15 protein-coding genes and 2 riboswitches are annotated in these 16541 nt (G+C 52.5%); of the genes, 9 read left to right on the forward strand and 6 right to left on the reverse strand.

The annotated features are described in order from the left end of the window. Positions 1-2 precede the first annotated feature (2 nt). Positions 3-2768: a PAS domain S-box protein gene (locus LBW89_RS24275; protein ID WP_148454361.1), complete on the reverse strand. Its 2766-nt coding sequence runs from the start codon at positions 2766-2768 to the stop codon at positions 3-5. Positions 2769-2987: 219 nt separating this feature from the next. Between LBW89_RS24275 and LBW89_RS24280 the strand changes: the two genes are divergently transcribed. Continuing rightward, positions 2988-4154, forward strand: coding sequence for a copper amine oxidase N-terminal domain-containing protein (locus LBW89_RS24280; protein WP_148454359.1), 1167 nt, complete (start codon positions 2988-2990; stop codon positions 4152-4154). Positions 4155-4234: 80 nt separating this feature from the next. Here LBW89_RS24280 and LBW89_RS24285 read toward each other — a convergent pair whose 3' ends face one another. Beyond that, a complete protein-coding gene (locus LBW89_RS24285) occupies positions 4235-4756 on the reverse strand; it encodes a YwhD family protein (RefSeq protein ID WP_148454357.1) in 522 nt (173 codons plus the stop codon). A 164-nt stretch (positions 4757-4920) separates the two neighbouring features. Between LBW89_RS24285 and LBW89_RS24290 the strand changes: the two genes are divergently transcribed. The 6 genes from LBW89_RS24290 to LBW89_RS24315 all read left to right on the forward strand — a co-directional run bounded on the left by LBW89_RS24290 (position 4921) and on the right by LBW89_RS24315 (position 11104). After that, the gene (locus LBW89_RS24290; RefSeq protein WP_148454355.1) at positions 4921-6924 is read left to right on the forward strand and encodes a M1 family metallopeptidase; all 2004 of its coding nucleotides are present in this window, start codon (positions 4921-4923) and stop codon (positions 6922-6924) included. A gap of 265 nt (positions 6925-7189) precedes the next feature. Then, positions 7190-8020, forward strand: coding sequence for a hypothetical protein (locus LBW89_RS24295; RefSeq protein ID WP_148454353.1), 831 nt, complete (start codon positions 7190-7192; stop codon positions 8018-8020). A gap of 221 nt (positions 8021-8241) precedes the next feature. Beyond that, positions 8242-8376, forward strand: a riboswitch (cyclic di-AMP (ydaO/yuaA leader). A 2-nt stretch (positions 8377-8378) separates the two neighbouring features. Further along, entirely contained in the window at positions 8379-8870 is a 492-nt protein-coding gene (locus LBW89_RS24300) for a C40 family peptidase (RefSeq protein ID WP_148454351.1), read from the forward strand. 239 nt (positions 8871-9109) lie between these two features. Next, positions 9110-9247: riboswitch (cyclic di-AMP (ydaO/yuaA leader) on the forward strand. A gap of 7 nt (positions 9248-9254) precedes the next feature. Continuing rightward, on the forward strand, positions 9255-9728 hold the full coding sequence (locus LBW89_RS24305) for a C40 family peptidase (protein ID WP_148454349.1): 474 nt from the start codon (positions 9255-9257) through the stop codon (positions 9726-9728). Positions 9729-10086: 358 nt separating this feature from the next. Beyond that, complete coding sequence (locus tag LBW89_RS24310) at positions 10087-10590, forward strand: GNAT family N-acetyltransferase (RefSeq protein ID WP_148454346.1); 504 nt, start codon at positions 10087-10089, stop codon at positions 10588-10590. A gap of 157 nt (positions 10591-10747) precedes the next feature. After that, a complete protein-coding gene (locus tag LBW89_RS24315) occupies positions 10748-11104 on the forward strand; it encodes a c-type cytochrome (protein WP_148454344.1) in 357 nt (118 codons plus the stop codon). A 95-nt stretch (positions 11105-11199) separates the two neighbouring features. On the opposite strand, the gene LBW89_RS24320 is transcribed toward LBW89_RS24315, so the two are convergent. Continuing rightward, on the reverse strand, positions 11200-11499 hold the full coding sequence (locus LBW89_RS24320; RefSeq protein WP_148454342.1) for a 4a-hydroxytetrahydrobiopterin dehydratase: 300 nt from the start codon (positions 11497-11499) through the stop codon (positions 11200-11202). 247 nt (positions 11500-11746) lie between these two features. Further along, a complete protein-coding gene (locus LBW89_RS24325; protein ID WP_148454340.1) occupies positions 11747-12040 on the reverse strand; it encodes a hypothetical protein in 294 nt (97 codons plus the stop codon). A 190-nt stretch (positions 12041-12230) separates the two neighbouring features. Here LBW89_RS24325 and motA point away from each other — a divergent pair, with 190 nt between their 5' ends. Beyond that, on the forward strand, positions 12231-13034 hold the full coding sequence (gene motA, locus LBW89_RS24330) for a flagellar motor stator protein MotA (protein WP_225040677.1): 804 nt from the start codon (positions 12231-12233) through the stop codon (positions 13032-13034). Continuing rightward, a complete protein-coding gene (gene motB, locus LBW89_RS24335; protein ID WP_225040663.1) occupies positions 13018-13824 on the forward strand; it encodes a flagellar motor protein MotB in 807 nt (268 codons plus the stop codon). Before motA ends, motB begins: the two co-directional genes overlap by 17 nt. A gap of 93 nt (positions 13825-13917) precedes the next feature. Here motB and LBW89_RS24340 read toward each other — a convergent pair whose 3' ends face one another. Further along, positions 13918-14622, reverse strand: a complete 705-nt coding sequence (locus LBW89_RS24340; protein WP_225040665.1) for a pseudouridine synthase — start codon at positions 14620-14622, stop codon at positions 13918-13920. A 13-nt stretch (positions 14623-14635) separates the two neighbouring features. After that, a complete protein-coding gene (locus tag LBW89_RS24345; RefSeq protein WP_225040667.1) occupies positions 14636-16528 on the reverse strand; it encodes an ATP-binding protein in 1893 nt (630 codons plus the stop codon). Between the last annotated feature and the right edge of the window lie 13 nt (positions 16529-16541).

The raw sequence follows: 16541 nt of genomic DNA on the forward strand, positions 1-16541 counted from the left end.
GATTATCCTGTTGTCGATCGGACCGGAACCGAGATTCGGATAAACAATCCGCCCTCCGCCGGAGAAGCGAATGCAATACATCCTTCCATACTGCGAATCCGCTCCTTCATTCCGTATATCCCCATGCTGTTAAAGGTGTTAGCCGTCTTGTCCACATCCATGCCGATCCCGTTGTCCTCATAGTGCAGGTTTATCCGGTCATCCTCGGAAAACAATTTAATGACGACGCGGGAAGCCCCGGAATGCTTGGCTGCATTGGACAACATCTCCTGTACGGTTCGGTACAACCCGATAATGACATCGTCATGGATGACGTAGCCGAGATCCGAGTAGTCAAACTGGATGGCGTAATCGGTACGCATCTGGGTAAATTCAAACAGGGCTTCCAACGACCGCTCCAACCCTTCCTCATGTAGCAGCGGAGGACGAAGCTCGTTGCAGGTAATGCGAATCTGGTATACGACATCCAGAAGCCCTTGCTCGATTTCCTCCAGCTGTTCCCGATACCGGGCCGGAAGATCGGCATTGGCCGATAACTGGTTCAGCCGGCGATACCAAATGATCTGCTCTTGCAGGGCCGCATCGTGAAGATCCTGCGAGAGCCGCTTCCGTTCATTTTCGGACAGATGAAACATAAAGCGCAGCAGCCATTGCGGCATCATTTGTCCGGAGGCCAGTTGATCCACATTCCTTCTTAAGTCTTCAATCACCCGGAAGTTATCGTACAAAACGTTCACGTACCGGGAGAGTGTCTCCAGCCAAACTCGCTGCGCCTGAATTAAGAGCAGCGCCGAGCTTTCCCCCACGCACAGAATCCGGCTCTCTCCGTTCATTTCCCCGATTTTGACATAATGCCCGTCCAAGGTATCGATCAGTTGGCATAACGGCAGCCGGTCCGGCCCCCGCTCCCGAATGCTCTGCAGCACGCCGTCGGGAACCTCCTTGCCCCCGTGGGTGACCACCACTGCGCCATCCGCACCGATCTTCATCAGACTGATTCGGCACGTATCCAATACCTGCCGGGCCTCCCTTACCAACCGGCCGTTTAACTCCTCCACTTTCACCACACCGAACAGATCGGACGAGAACTGGTCCAGGCTCATTTGCAGCCGGAAATACCGGTCCTCGCTCTCCCGGATTTTCTGTTCGGCCGTTTGCCGTTCTTCTTCGGCCTTTTTTCGCGTCGTCACATCCCAAACCATCGTCATCGCGGTCCCCCGTCCCAAATGAGGGAGGCCGGTCGTGACCGACTCCACCTCCAGGACACCGCCGTCCTTGCGGATCATCCGGTGTTGGATCAGCGGCGTGTTGCCCTGGCCTTCCAACTGCCCGGATATGCAGGTCATGACCTCTTCGACGTCCTCCGGCCCGAGGAGCTCCATCAACGTCAGGCCCAGCATCTCCTCCGGCATCTTGGCGCCATATAAGGCCGTCCCCGCCGGATTGATATAGGCGATCTTGTAATTATGGTGCAGAATAATGGAAAGCGGGGACAACTCGACCAGGTGACGGTTGAGTTCCTCGCTGGCCAATAACGCTCTCTCCGCCATCTTTCGCGATGTAATGTCTTCAAAAACAATCTCGACGGAGGCATGGGCCGGGTCATAAATGCCGACGACCAAAGCCTCCAACTTCTCCACGTCCGTCCGCACGAGGGTCATCTCTTCCGGCGGAAGCGAACCGTTCCGGACCAAGTCCCGCATCAGCGCTTCGGCCCAATCCCGATTTTCCTCGCTGACCCAATCCCAAGGCGTCGTTCCGACGACATCGGACAGTTTGGAGGCCCCCAGAATCCGCAAACCTTCGGGGTTTACATAAATGATCAGACCGTCGTGGCACAAAGCGATAGCGACAGGGGACAGCTCAACCAGCCTGCGGTACCGTTCCATGCTCTCTTTCAATGCGGTCTCCACCTTTTTGCGCTCGGAAATATCGTAAAATACGTGAACGGTAGAACCCGAAGAGGCATCGTACACCCCGGTGACCTCCGTCTGGATCAGTTGACCGTCCCGTGACAGCACTTGGTATTCGATGGCTTCCCCGTACTCCTCTTCCACAATGACCCGAATACGCTGCCGAGCCTTCTCCCACTCTTCGGGAGGCAGAATACAATAGATCTCCTCCCCCACGATATCATCCAGCTTCTCCACACCGAGCATCCGCAGTCCCGCCGGGTTGACGTAAGTCAATCGCCCGTCCTTCTGCACCAGCAGCGGATGGGGAGAGAGTTCGGTCAGCCGGGAGAAGCGATGTTCAAACTCCAGCAATTCCTTCTCGATCTTTTTCTTGTCCGTAATATCGGTGAGAATGCCGTCGAGCCGGACCATTTGCCCAAATTCATTCATGGTAGGAATCATCCGGAACTCCATCCACCGGATCTCGCCGTTGCCATGGACGATACGGTAGGAATCGACGACGGTTTCCCCCCGGCTTACCCGGTAAGCCATCGTATGGAGGCGATCCGTGTCTTCCGGATAAACAATTTGCTCCCAAGCCGATCTGCTCGTAAAGTCCTCGGGAACATAACCCGTAATTCCAATAAAGGCTCTGGAAATAAAGGAGACGCTGTCCGTCATGCTGTCGTAAGACCACGTCCCCAAATTTATGTTATTCAGCATATCTTCCATTAGGCGGGCCCTCCGCTCCGCTTGATCGAGCTTGGACGAAAGCTCTCTCAGCCGCTTGCGGTACCTCTGCGCCAATCCGAACGAGCCGATGAGAAAAATGATGCCGACCGTTACGACGATTCCCCAACTTAAACTGTTCAACCCGCTCTCTCCTTTTTCGTCGATGTCCGCTGTCTAGCGGCGGGTCTACTAACTTTTCGTGATTATTTATAATTTTTATATCGGTTTTTGCCTCGGTTTTGCTAAGACTGGCGAGGAATTATAACTATAGGAAATTATGGGCAAACCGGGGCGCAGAACAACAACTTTACCGGGCTCTTTTGCGTTTTACATAAAGTAGGTAGAAAAGGAGGTTCCTTCATGAAAAAAAAGAGAACTGCTCTATCCAAGACCGCCTTGGCGTGTCTGGTTCTTTCCCTCGGAACCGCAGGAGCCTTGCCCGGTCTGACCGCCCCGCAAAAGGCCGCCGCTGCGGCGGCGGTTTCGGCGAATCAAAAAGTCGTCTATTCCCTTAAGCACCCCGTATTTAAGCAATCCGGCCAGCTGTATGTTCCGCTGCGGGACGTCGCCGAGCTGTTCGACCTGCACCTGACGTTTAACGCACAGACCAAGGCTCTGGAGCTTACCGGGGTCAGCCAATATGCCAAGCTTCAACCCGGAAGCGCCCAAGCCGTCGGAAAGAACGCGGTTCCCGTTTCCCTGGGCGCCCCCGTTCAAGTTAGATATGGAGTGACTTACGTGCCCGCCTCCCTGTTTTCCAAGCTGTTCGGCATTCCGGTAAACGCCGCGGGACCGAAGAAAATCAGCTACACCTATTCTTCGAAATATCGGCTAACTCAGACCGGCGGTATGCTGTTCTGGTTAAATCGGCAGCAGGGCGTCCTTTATGGCGGGACGACCGGGCAGCTTCCCTCCCGGCTCGGTACCGTCCATATCGAAATCCCCGATGAATTGAACTTGAGCGCGCGTCAAGTCGATGACACCACCTATATTGTCGATGTCGATAACGCTTATGGGGAACCGCATATTTTCAGCAGCCTTCACCGCGCGGTCATCCACAGCGGCGCGATTGTCGCCCAGTCCAGCCTGTCTTACGGGGGAGGCCTCTCCCAAGTCCGTATAAAAAACGCCGATCTCTCCCATGACGGAAAAATCGTGCTCAACGAAGGCCAAACCGCGCAGCTTGTCACGCCGGACGGCAAGGTCGCCGAAACGATCGACCTGGAAAAAAGCGGCGGCCCGGACGACGAATACGGCCTGGAAGCCGTCGAGCCCGACTTTTTGCTGATCCGCCCCTTCTCCACCGGCGCTCTGCTTATCGTGGATCGCGCGACCGGTAAGGCCACGCCGCTTCACCGGAAGCTCCTGGATCAAGCCAGCAGCAAGAAAATCGAAGGCGGCGACTGGAACTCCGGCGACGGGCTGATTTACACCGGCCGGGACGGAAACCGGCTGAACTTCCAGTGGGCTCTGCCCGGCTCCGGCACGCCGCCCGAAACCAAAACATATGAACTCGGCAAATCCTAAGCGGTGATGAGTATCCCGCAAACCAAAAAAGGAGGTTGGCCCCCGTCATACCCATGACTCGGGGCCAACCTCCTTTGTTATTAGGCTTCCAACGCCGCCTTCAGCTCGTCGGGCGAGCGTTCCCACCACTCTTGATTCGTATCGATCAACAGCTGTTTCAAGGCGTTCTTTTGCTCCGCCGAAAGGCCGTCCAGAATAATGCGGCGTTTCAACGCGTAATCCATCTTGTTTACATGATCGGCGAGAATCTTCCACCCGCGGCGCGCTTCGGAATCGATCCACATTTCACAGGCCGTAAGCCCGCCGTAGAATTGGCCCTCCGGCGAACGGTCCACAGCGACCCACACGATCCAAACCTGGCGGCCGGCCGGCACATCTTCGCGGTTGGTGGAGAATTTGATTCCTTTCTCCACTTTGCTCTTGGCGTGCATCGCCCCGATATCGATATAAGCCTCATTGCCGTCGATGATCACCGGAGACATGCTGTTCAAATCGATCGAGCCCGCGCCAAAGCCCTTATGCTTGCTCTTCTCCTCATTGCTGATAATGTTCAACGCAAATATCTTTTTGCCTGTTTTCTGCGATTCCGATTTATTATCCATAATTCCCTCCCGAGTCGTCCTTTTCTTAACGCCGATGTTTATGCCAAGCGGCGGGAAGCCGCCATTTGCGCGGGTTTCATTCATTTATTTAATTTTAGCTAATAATCTCCCAAATGCAAACATATACATGCTGTAGATGCTTGTCAACGGGAGGTATCCATTGTATGACCCGACGTAGTTTATTCATCGGCATTTCCTTTCTCGCCCTGTGCCTCATCGCCGGTACCATCCGGTACACGCTGAGCCCGGAGCCTTCGCACCTTTCTTCCTTTGCGTCCAAAAAGGCCAAGCCCCTGGACTCGGCCAAAACCGGGCCCGCCCCCGCGCTCCCTCTGACCGAAAGCATACAACATCCGACGGCGGAGGTGCTCAGCGACCGGATTACGGAATATCACATCCAGGTGCATCTCGACGAAAAGAACCAAACGCTCATCGGCACCGAAACGCTAACCTGGACACATCCCGGCAAAAAATCCGTGAACGAGCTTTATCTGCATCTGTATCCCAATGCTTTCGCCTCCGGCGAATCCACTTTTATGAAGGAATCCGGCGGGAAGCTGCGCGGAGACCTCATGCCCAAAGACGGATGGGGCGGCATGGAGTTGACGGAGATCCGCACCACGGACGGTATTTCCCTGCTACACCGGCTTCAATACGTTCAGCCGGACGATGGAAATACGCATGACCGGACCTTGGCGAAAATCCGTCTGCCCGTGACGGTACGCGGAGGCGAAGACCTTACTTTAAAAATTCAATTTAAAGTGAATCTGCCAAAGGTGTTTGCCCGTATGGGCACCGCCGGCGATTTTGTCATGGCGGGCCAATGGTTTCCCAAAGTCAGCGTATATGAACCCGCCGGGACGCGCGGCCGTCAAACGGAGGGCTGGAACCTTCACCAATACCACGGCAACTCGGAATTTTACTCCGATTTCGGCATATATAGCGTAAGCATCAATGTGCCCGAAACGTATACGGTGGCCGCGACCGGATTCCAGACCAAGCCGGCGGTTCGCAAGGACGGCCGGAAGACGGTTCAATTCTATGCCGACGATGTCCACGATTTTGCCTGGTCGGCTTCTCCCCACTTCGTTTACGCCGAAGAGCCGTTTTCCTCGGCGGAGGTGCCGGGAGTCCGGATCAAGCTGTATCTCGATCCGGCTCACCAGGATCTGAAAGATCGGTATTTCTACGCGGCCAAAGTGGCCCTCTCGAATTTCAGCAAGTGGTACGGGCGCTACCCTTACTCTACGCTGTCCGTCGTCGTTCCGCCCGCACAGGGCAACGGGGCCGGCGGCATGGAATACCCGACGCTGGTCACGGCCTTTGGGGCGAACAGCGAATCCCCGGGTTACGATGAGCTGGAACGCACCGTGATTCATGAAGTGGCCCACCAGTTTTTTTACGGAATGGTGGCCAATAACGAATTTGAAGAGGCCTGGTTGGACGAAGCCTTCGCCTCCTATGCGGAGGACAAATTGATGGAGCAGGAATTCGGGATTGCGCCGAATCTGCCGCTGCAGGCCGCGCTTGTCTCCAACCCGGCCCCCTTGGCGCAAGTCTCCTGGAAGTTTGGCTCCAGCGATATTTACGCCAAAAATGTATATTCCCGGGGACAATTGATTCTGCTGGATATCGAGCGCCAGGTTGGAGCCAAAGCCATGAAGCGAATCCTTTACAATTACAGCCAAAAATTCCGGTTTAAACACCCGACCACCTCCGATTTCCAACGCATTGTCGAGCAGGTGACCGGCCGAAGCTGGAAGGCTTATTTTAACCAGTATGTATACGATGGCAAAATGGCCGATTTTTCGGTGGATCGCATAGCGGTCCAATCCATTGCCGGCAAGAACGGGGCGGCCCTGTATGAATCGAAGGTTACGCTAAGCCGCCGGGGCGGAAGCGCCCCTAAGGTTCCGCTCCTCTTCAGCTTCAAGGACGGGCACACGGTCCGCAAAGTCTGGAACGGCGAAGGTGAAACCGTTCAGATGACGCTGCGGTACAAGGCACCTCTGGACTGGGTGCAGATCGATCCCGATTATTCGCTCGTTCTTGAGAACAAACATATCAACAACTACATGAGAGCGGAGGTCGCCGAACCTACCGGAACCCGGGCTACGCTTGGGGTCGTAAAGCTGCTGGAAGCGATGCTGGGGGCCCTCGTCTGGTAAGCCGCAAAACCGAGCCTATGCTTTTTGTACGCAGCTATCCGTGATGTTACGCTCACGAAACTAGGCCTATGCTTACGAAGTAAGTTCTGTACGCAGCTATCCGTGATGTTACGCTCACAAAACTAAGCCTATGCTTACGAAGTATGTTTTGTACGATGCTATCCGTGATGTTACGCTCACAAAACTAAGCCTATGCTTACGAAGTATGTTTTGTACGATGCTATCTCCAGATGTAACGCTCACAAAACTTTTAGGAGGGAAAATAATGACCTACGTACGGAATGGATGGGGGCTTGTTCGAAGCCAATTTCCCTCTGTAATCATCCTGTTTCTGTACCAACTGCTTTGGGGATTGTTCTTCTATCGGCTGATTCACTCGGCCGTTATCGCTCTGCTGTCGCGGTATCCCGATCCCCCGCCGAATGAAATGAGCCGGGTTCTCTACATGATCGAGGGGCAAATCGAGCTTGGACGGAACCCGGCCATCCACCAGCATTTGTGGATGCTGCTAGGCCTGATTGTCTTACGTCTGCTGATGACGCCGCTGTTCCAGGCCGGTATTCTTTACGGGCTGAGACCTCCGGAGGAGCAAAGGTCCGGGCTTCCCCTCTTCCGCGGGATGAAGGAATTCTGGAAGCCAGTCACCCTCTTTTTCCTGTTAGAGTTGATTCTGCTCGCCCTGCCCGGGCTATGGGTGGTCCCCCAATTGGCGACCCTCTTGCCTTGGCTTGTCCCCGAAAGCGGGCGAATGGGGCCTCTGCTTGCGATGGTCGGGCTGCTGACGGGATGGGCCGTCTACGGCTGGGTCATTCGCCAAGTCCTGCTGTTCTCCCAACTCGGCTTCCTGTTCAAGGAGGGGATATGGAACTCTCTACTAATCAGCCTTCGACACCTGCTGCCCGGCATCGCCATATCCCTGATTCTCGGCACGGCCGGAGCCGCCCTATTTCTCATCTGCGGGGCCTTCTCTTGGATCTGGACCGGGTTGACCGCTATGATTTTGCAGCAAACCTATCCTTTTATTCGCAGTCTATTGCAAATTTGGTCGGTATCCTCTCAATATGAGCTCTGGCAAACCAAGTTACATAAAGGTTAAATTTTTTTCACTTTTGTGCAGCCCTTGCGCCACAAGGCCTCCGCGTTAATGCGGGGGCTTTTCCCTGTGTTTTCGCCTCTAAATCTTGCTAAATAGCCATTGCCAAAATATACTTGCCTTTGTTACAATAGCAACAGCACAATTCAGTAACGATTTTGTAATTATTTTTGTCACCTTGGCAGGAGAACTGTGTCGGGTGTCGAATATGTAAGTAAATCGGATGTATACTACAGCCGAATTCCCTTGACGGGGAACGGGGGAACCACTTTGGGTGAATTGATCTCGCAAGAGAGGGATCATAGGGGGCCTTCAACCGAATCCTTAAGCTAACCTCGTAGGCATTGGAAGGAGCATTTTCTTGAAGAAACAGTTGACCGCAGCAGCAGTAAGTCTTGCCATTCTTTTCTCCGTTGGCACTGGCAGCGCTTTCGCCGATTCCACATTGGACGGCGTCATCGACAAAGCCTTGGGAACGGAATATGCTTCCGGCGGCACTACAACGGCCGGCTTCGATTGTTCCGGATTTACCATGTACGTCTTTTCGAAGATCGGCATTAAACTGCCGCATCAATCCGGCGCCCAATACAAGATGGGTACGGCCGTAGAGAAGGAAAACCTGATTGCCGGCGATCTCGTATTCTTCAACACATCCGGTAAAGGCGTTTCTCATGTCGGCGTTTATGTCGGCGATGGCAAGTTTGCCCATGCTTCTTCTTCCAAAGGCGTAATTATCAGCAAATTAAGCGAGAAGTATTATGTACAACGTTATGTCGGGGCGAAACGGATTCTGAGTACCGACAAGTACGAGGAAGTTACCAGCGAACCCACAGATCACGACGATGTAGAATAATTACGACAAGCCCGCAGCGATTCACCCGAATCGAGGACTGCGGGTTTTTTCATGGTTGTTTTGCATAGCCCGCTTAGGAGAAATTACCCGCCTCTCCTTGTCATAAACGGGACGATCGGCTTAAAATAACCGGCAGCCTTAGAATGACTTGCCAAAGCAAGACAGGCTTGGTACAATAACCAAAGTAAATAGTAACAACTTTGTAAACAATGTTCGCCACGTCACAACTTTGGGTGCATCAACTAGATCAGCCGAATTCCCGGCACCCGGGAAACGGGGGAACCATTTTGGGTGAATTGATTACCGATACATAGGGATCATAGGGAACCTTCAACCGAATCCTCAAGCTAACCTCGCAGGCCTTGGAAGGAGAACTTTTACAGCATGAGAAAGACATTTGCAGCAGCAGCGACGAGTTTGGCGATTTTGTTCACCTTAGGGACGGGGAGTGTATCCGCCGCAGATACGAAATTGAACAGCGTTGTGAAGTCCGTATACGGGACGCCTTATAAATACGGGGGGGTTACCACGAACGGATTCGACTGTTCCGGATTTACCAGATACGTGTTCAAGCAAATGGGCGTCAAGCTGGCCCGCGTCTCTTCGGCCCAATACAAGCAAGGCACTCCTGTCGCCAAAAGCCAGTTGAAGCCGGGGGATCTCGTATTCTTCAATACTTTGGGCAAGAATAAAGTATCCCACGTCGGCATTTACATCGGTGACGGAAAATTCGCGCACGCTTCTTCATCCAAAGGAATCCGTACCGATCAATTAAACAGCAGTTACTATAAGTCCAAATATGTCGGGGCCAAAAGAATTCTCAGCAAAACCGGTTACTCCACGTATGCTGAATCTTGATCCCGTTGCTTAATTTGAGGCGCTCATTTCAACATTGCTGACACCGCAGTGGTTCTTGCCGGAACCGCTGCGTTTTTTTTTCGCTATATACCATATAACGAAAGTCCGTTCAAAAAGGTTTCTGAAAATGGCCTTTCCGCCAAAATTTATTTTTTTTCGTTTGCCGCTTTCTCTCCCATACCCACTCTCCAAATCTTCCCATACTCCTCATTACCCCGCTGACGGAGGACGAAACACCTAGGTTCCTCCTATCTTTACAAGCAAACCATTTCCCGTTAGAGTGATGTTAAATAGAAATTTCAAATCGATGGAGAGACACACCCGATATTCATTTCCCATTGTTTAAGGAGGCGCAAACATGGAAAAACCCGTCACCACTTTCCGGATCGTTCCCATGGAGGAAAGCCACGGCGCGGCTATCTGTACCTGGAAATACGATTCCCCATACGATATTTACAGCTGGCTCCCCTGGGAACAAATGAAAGCGCTCGACGTGGAGTTTGGGAACCCGGCCTTAAGAGCGCAGCAGTATGTCTCTTTGTTGACCCCGGATGACGAACTCGCCGGGTTTGCCCAATATTTCCCGATGGAGGGGGTTACACGGCTCGGCATCGGGATGCGGCCCGATTTATGCGGCCAGGGACTGGGTAAAAGCTTTGTGCTGACGATCGTGGAGGAAGCACAGCGGCGCAAACCGCAGGATGTCATCGACCTGGAGGTTCTGACCTGGAATACCCGGGCGATTCGGGCCTATCAAAAGGCCGGGTTCGTCATTACCGATTTGTACGAGAAAATGACTCCCGGCGGAATTTCCAAACCTTACTACTGCATGGTTTACAAAGGCGCCCCAACCTCACCTTAGCCCTTTGATAAAACGCGTCTATGATAAATAGCACATCATTTTGGGAAATATACAAAAAAGAGGAGTAATTCGTTACTTTTTTTGACACAAACGCTATGATCAATGAGCCTGTTCCGCTATAATGGAAGGGGTAACTTACATAGGAGGGACGATCGGAATGCAGAAGTGGATCATGAGCGGATTACTCGTCGTGGCTTGCGCCTTCGCAGCCGTGTTAATGTTTACATTGCCCGGCCGGGAACAGGTTGCTCAGGAAGAGAAACCGCAAATGCCTGAAATCACGTTAAATGCGGAACAAGCCGAAGCTGTTATAAAGGCGAACTGCATTAGCTGTCATGGAGATCAATTGCAAGGCGGAGCCGGTCCGAACCTGCAAAAAGTAGGTGCCGAGCTGTCTGCGGACCAATTGTTCGGGACCATCACCAAAGGTAAGGGCATGATGCCTTCCTTCAAGGATAAATTGAAGGAAGAGGAGATCGCCAACGTCGCGATGTATCTTTCCGAGAAGAAATAACGCATACAACAACACGCCCGCCGGGCCTGAGTTCAGGTTTCCGGCGGGCGCTTCTCTCTGCGGCCTCGGGTTGGCTTCGCTTCCTGCGTCCGTTTCTAGCCAGCGGAGCGGGCCTTCTCGAAGGCTTCATTATATTGCTGCGCTTCCTTGATATCCACGGCGGTGATGCCGCCTTCCTCCCAGGAGGTCAGCCGGAGCGTCACCGTTTTGTAATCGATGGTTATAAAAGGGTGATGGTTAAACGCTTCCGAAATGGCGGCAACCTCGTCCACAAAGGCGATCCCTTTCATAAAGTTGGAAAAGGTGTATTTCCGGACGATCCAGCGCCCCTCCTCCAATTCCCAACCTTCCAGCTTTTCCAAATGCGCCTCTACTTCTTGCGGTGTAAACGGCATTGTTCTTCCTCCCCGTTTCCTTAAACTTCCCTGTATGTAATCCTGCAGTTAAGGATTCGATTCATCGTTTCCGGTCCGGGTCCGGCACGAGCATCCGTTTATTGTATTCCCGAGGTCGGCTGTTCATGCGCGGACGAGCATTTCCGGATTAACCCGCTGCCTGGCTGGCAGCGTCAGCGTGTGAATTCCTTTAAGTCTTTATTTTACCATGCTCCCGGACAATATTCCAAAAAGTCGCCACCCGTTGTCAGATCAAAGCTACGGAGGTCAACTCGTCCTCTCCGATCAAGAGGTTGATTCGGTGGTTGTCCGCATCGTGGATGACCACGGCGCTGCCGACGTTAATCACAGGCTCGGTTCCCAGCGCAAAGAATAAATCTTCCGCCAAAGCCTCCTGTACCTCATAACGCTCATCGCCGGAAAGTCCTTCCCACTCCGCGGCCTCCATTTCAAAAAATTCATAGCTATCCGGAATACGCCCAACGGCTTCCGTCAAATCTGCCAAAATTTGTTCATAATCTCTACCGTGCTTTACTCCCACCGCCAAATGGCTCCCTTCCTAGAGTCTAATACAGACTGTATTCTCATTATACCGGAAAAAACACCTTAAAAAAAAAGGGAATTCTGTCGATAAAAAAGATAAACCGTTTTTCGGCCAAGGTTGTAATGTCTCCAGCAAGGATGCGGGTGACAGAAAAATGGAAACAAATATCTCAAGGACGAGGTGTGCAATGGAAATTTCAACGATTATTGGACTTATTCTCGGTTTCGTGGCGCTTATTTTAGGGATGTACCTGAAAGGTGCACCTATTGAAAGCTTGGTCTCGAACCCTGCGGCCTTTGTCATTATCCTTGTAGGAACGGCAGCAACGCTGTTTGTGGCATTTCCGCTCTCGGAGGTCAAAAAGTTCCCCGTATTGATCAAGCTTACCATGTCCAAGCCCAAGATGATCAGTAAAGCGGAATTGATCACGCTGTTTATGGAGTGGGCTACCATCACTCGCCGCGAAGGTCTTCTGGCATTGGAAGCCAAGGTAGAGGAAATAGAGGATGATTTTCTAAGAGGCGGAATGCGGATGATCATCGACGGAAACGATCAGGATTTCGTCCAGGACGTGCTGACCGAAGACATCGCAGCCACCGAAGAACGCCATAAAGCGGGAGCCCAAATCTTCTCGCAGGCGGGGATGTACGCGCCTACTCTCGGGGTACTCGGGGCGGTTGTCGGTTTGATCGCCGCTTTGTCCGATATGAGCGATATCGCGAAATTGTCCCATGCGATTTCCGGGGCTTTTATCGCAACGGTTTTCGGTATTTTCACAGGTTATGTGATGTGGCACCCGATCGCCAATAAACTGAAGCGTCTTTCAAAGAAAGAGATGGAGGTTCGGCTGATGATGGTGGAAGGCTTGCTTTCCATTCAATCCGGCGTATCTACAATTGCGATTCAACAAAAGCTGGCCGTCTTCTTAACCCCTGCTGAACGTGCGCAAATTTTAGAAAAGGGGGCGGGTGAAGGTGAGCAAAAAGAATAAGAAGCACCAGGAACATGAGGAGCATGCGGACGAGAGCTGGCTGCTGCCTTATTCGGACTTGATGACCCTTCTGCTCGCGTTGTTTATCGTTCTGTTCGGCATGAGTACCGTAGACGCCAAGAAGTTCCAGGAAATGAGCGAAGCCTTTCAAAGCGTGCTTACCGGCGGTGCCGGAGTCCTGGATCAAACCGCGCTGGAGAGCAATACCAAGACCTCCCCGGATCCGGAAGATGTCTCGAAGACCGACAACCTGATGAAGCAGAAGAAGGAATTGATGCGAAAAGAGACGGAGAACCTGGAAGCGTTAAAGAAACAGCTCGATAACTACATCAAAAATAACGGCCTTACGACACAGTTGGATACCAAACTGAATCAGTCCCAACTGATGATAACGATCAGCGACAACGCCCTTTTCCCTTCAGGGGAAGCGCAAGTGAAGCCGGACGCCCGCACCTTGGCCAAAGCGATTTCAAATATGCTGCAGAAATTCCCGGACTATGAGGTCATCGTCTCGGGGCACACCGACAACGTCCCGATTTCAAATTACGAGTTCCCTTCCAACTGGGACCTCAGCTCCGTCCGGGCTTTGAATTTCATGAAAATTCTGCTGCTTAACGAAAACCTGGATCCGAAGAAGTTCAGCGCGATCGGTTACGGCGAGTATCATCCTGTAGCCAGCAACGATACGAACGTGGGCCGGGCCCAGAACCGGCGGGTCGAGGTTTCGATTATCCGGAAATACCAGGACGGGGATCAACAAATCGGCATGCCGGCGACCCACGAGCCATAACCGGATTAACCTCGGCATATAGCACTGCAGAAACAACGGAAAGGCTGCCCGTTTGGGCAGCCTTTTTTTGTCCGTATACGTCGTTGTCGTTGTTTAACTAAGCTCGTAATTCAAGGCCTGCCCGAGTTCCCGCTTTTCCTGCGGAGTCAGCTCACGCCAGGTTCCCAGTTTCTGATCGCCCAGATGAATATTCATAATGCGAATGCGCCGCAGCTTCCTCACTTCATAGCCCAGGGCGCTGCACATCCGGCGAATCTGCCGGTTCTTGCCCTCCGTCAGAATAATCCGGAACACCCGATCCGTCACCCGGGTGATCTGACAAGGCAGCGTCATTTCGCCCAGAATTTTAACCCCTTCTCCCATCGCCTTCAAGAAGGAAGGAGTCATCGGTTTATCCACCGTTACGATATATTCCTTCTCATGTTTTCCTTCGGCTCGCAAGATCTTATTCACAATATCTCCGTCACTGGTCAAAAGAATCAATCCTTCGGAATCCTTGTCCAGGCGGCCGATCGGAAAAATCCGCTCCGGATGCCCGACGAAATCCACGATATTTCCCCGGACATGGCTTTCCGTGGTGCTTGTAATTCCCGGCGGTTTGTTCAGAGCGATATACACATGGCGGTTCCGTTTCTGCTGAATCGGCTTCCCGTCAATCCGGACATCGTCGCCTTCTCCCGCCTGACTGCCGAGCATGGCCGTCTGACCGTTGATGGTCACCTTGCCGGCTTCGATCAGCTTGTCCGCTTCCCGCCGGGAGCAGTACCCTGTCTCACTGATAAATTTATTAATTCTCACGCCTAGTCACCTTTCACGCTAAACTCTGCTTTCCGTCCTCGTCCGTATCGGACCTGGCCTCGGTACTTGGAAGAATGATGGTCACGCAGGTTCCTTTGCCAAGCTCGCTTTCGATCCGCATCGAACCTCGATGCCCTTCAATGATTCGCTGAGTGACCATCAGCCCGAGACCGGTTCCCTTTTCCTTATTCGTATAGAACGGCTCACCCAGCTTCTCCAGCCGCTCCTTGGAGATCCCTTCCCCTTCATCGGTTACCCGGATGATCGCGGCCCCGCTTTCTTCCGCAAGCTGCAGCCGGATGGTTCCGCCGGCCGGCATGGCCTCCATCGCATTTTTCAAAATATTGATAAACACCTGCTTCAGTTGGTTCTCTTCACAGTGTACCAGAACAGGAGACGACGAGAAATGGGGCTGGAACTCAATATTATGTAAATGCGCCTCGCTATCCAGGAGTGATATCACATCGCCCAACGTAAACCGGACGTCCCTCACCTCAAACTGAACGGCCTGCGGTTTGGCGAGAATCAGAAACTCGCTCACAATCAAATTGATCCGGTCAAGCTCGGACAGCATAATATCGGTATGCATTTGATTAATCGACTTGGTCCGCTGCTGCATCTGAAGAAATCCCCGCAACGTGGTGAGGGGATTGCGAATTTCATGAGCCACTCCGGCCGCCAACTGGCCGACTGTGGTTAGTTTCTCCGATCGGCGGAGCAGCTCCTCCATTTTATTATGCTCGGTCATATCTCGGGTGATGCTAATGTAAGCCATAATCCGACCGTGCTCGTCATAAATCGGAGACTCGCTGATGCTGACATGGACCTCGCTCCCATCCTTGCGCAGCCGTACCGTCTCCGTCAGAACGAAGGGTTTCCCGCGGCGGGTCTCTTTGGACCATCTCTCCCCTTCGCTTAACAGAATCGGGGGAATAAAGTCCGGTTGGGTCCCGACGATTTCCTCGCTGGTCCACCCGAATAATTCTTCAAAGGCCGAGTTCACTCGGAGCACCCTGCCCTCCAAATCGATGACATGAATCGCATCGGCGGTCTGGTTGATAATCGATTCCAAGTGTTCCTTCATCAAGCGGTTTTCTTCGCTCTTTTCCTTTAAAACGGTCATGTAATGGCCCAAACTGTCCGCCATCGTATCGATTTGGCCGGCAAGCTGTCCAAGCTCATCCTTCCGGTTCATGCGGATACGCGCATCGAAATCGCCGGAAGAGAGCCGGCCGACCCTCCCCAGCATATCCTGAATAGGTCGGATCAACTGACCCGCTAATATATTGCTGGCGATAATCACAATGACCAGCAGCACAATGGACACCGAAACCTGGCTAACCATATGTTTGTAAATGACCGAAGAGATCGGCTGGTAGCTGGAGATAATGCGAATGACATAAGCCTCCTGATAATGCCGCTGAATCGGAATATAGCTCTCCAGCACCTTCCTGCCGTTGATTTCGGTTTCATGAAGCAGGTTGGTGCCTTTAAGCAGCGCATCTCGCGCCATATCGCCAACATTCGGGTCTTTTCGATAATTGTAGGTTCCAAAAAGCAAAGACGGCTTCTGACCGCTGCTCCCCGGCTGTAAACCCGAAATCTCAAGCAGGTGCCGGTTGGCTCGCAAAGATTCCTGAGTGATTCGTTCCGGACTCGTCATTCTAAGGGTTTCATCGACAAAATTCCGGCTGGTCTTCAGGTCGATCATATTCTTCACGTATTCATAAACCGAGCGGCTCTGCTCTACAGCCAAAGCGATTTGTTTGGCGGTCAGCAGCATATTCGCTTCGCTGTCTCTGCGTAGATTATCCTGGGTCGTTAAATAGCTGAGTATAATATTAATAGAAAGCAAAGTTACGGTAAAAGCCGTCATAATGAGGGCGAGTTTGGTTTTAATCGTCAAAGGAATCTTCCCC

Origin of the sequence: Paenibacillus sp. alder61 (assembly GCF_020179875.1) — a bacterium.
Classification (GTDB): domain Bacteria; phylum Bacillota; class Bacilli; order Paenibacillales; family Paenibacillaceae; genus Fontibacillus; species Fontibacillus faecis.

Coding starts and splice junctions, on each gene's coding strand:
- LBW89_RS24315 (WP_148454344.1), top strand. CDS start 10,748: ATGCAGAAGTGGATCATGAGCGGATTACTCGTCGTGGCTTGCGCCTTC.
- LBW89_RS24310 (WP_148454346.1), top strand. CDS start 10,087: ATGGAAAAACCCGTCACCACTTTCCGGATCGTTCCCATGGAGGAAAGC.
- LBW89_RS24320 (WP_148454342.1), bottom strand. CDS start 11,499: ATGCCGTTTACACCGCAAGAAGTAGAGGCGCATTTGGAAAAGCTGGAA.
- LBW89_RS24290 (WP_148454355.1), top strand. CDS start 4,921: ATGACCCGACGTAGTTTATTCATCGGCATTTCCTTTCTCGCCCTGTGC.
- LBW89_RS24295 (WP_148454353.1), top strand. CDS start 7,190: ATGACCTACGTACGGAATGGATGGGGGCTTGTTCGAAGCCAATTTCCC.
- LBW89_RS24280 (WP_148454359.1), top strand. CDS start 2,988: ATGAAAAAAAAGAGAACTGCTCTATCCAAGACCGCCTTGGCGTGTCTG.
- LBW89_RS24305 (WP_148454349.1), top strand. CDS start 9,255: ATGAGAAAGACATTTGCAGCAGCAGCGACGAGTTTGGCGATTTTGTTC.
- motA (WP_225040677.1), top strand. CDS start 12,231: ATGGAAATTTCAACGATTATTGGACTTATTCTCGGTTTCGTGGCGCTT.
- LBW89_RS24285 (WP_148454357.1), bottom strand. CDS start 4,756: ATGGATAATAAATCGGAATCGCAGAAAACAGGCAAAAAGATATTTGCG.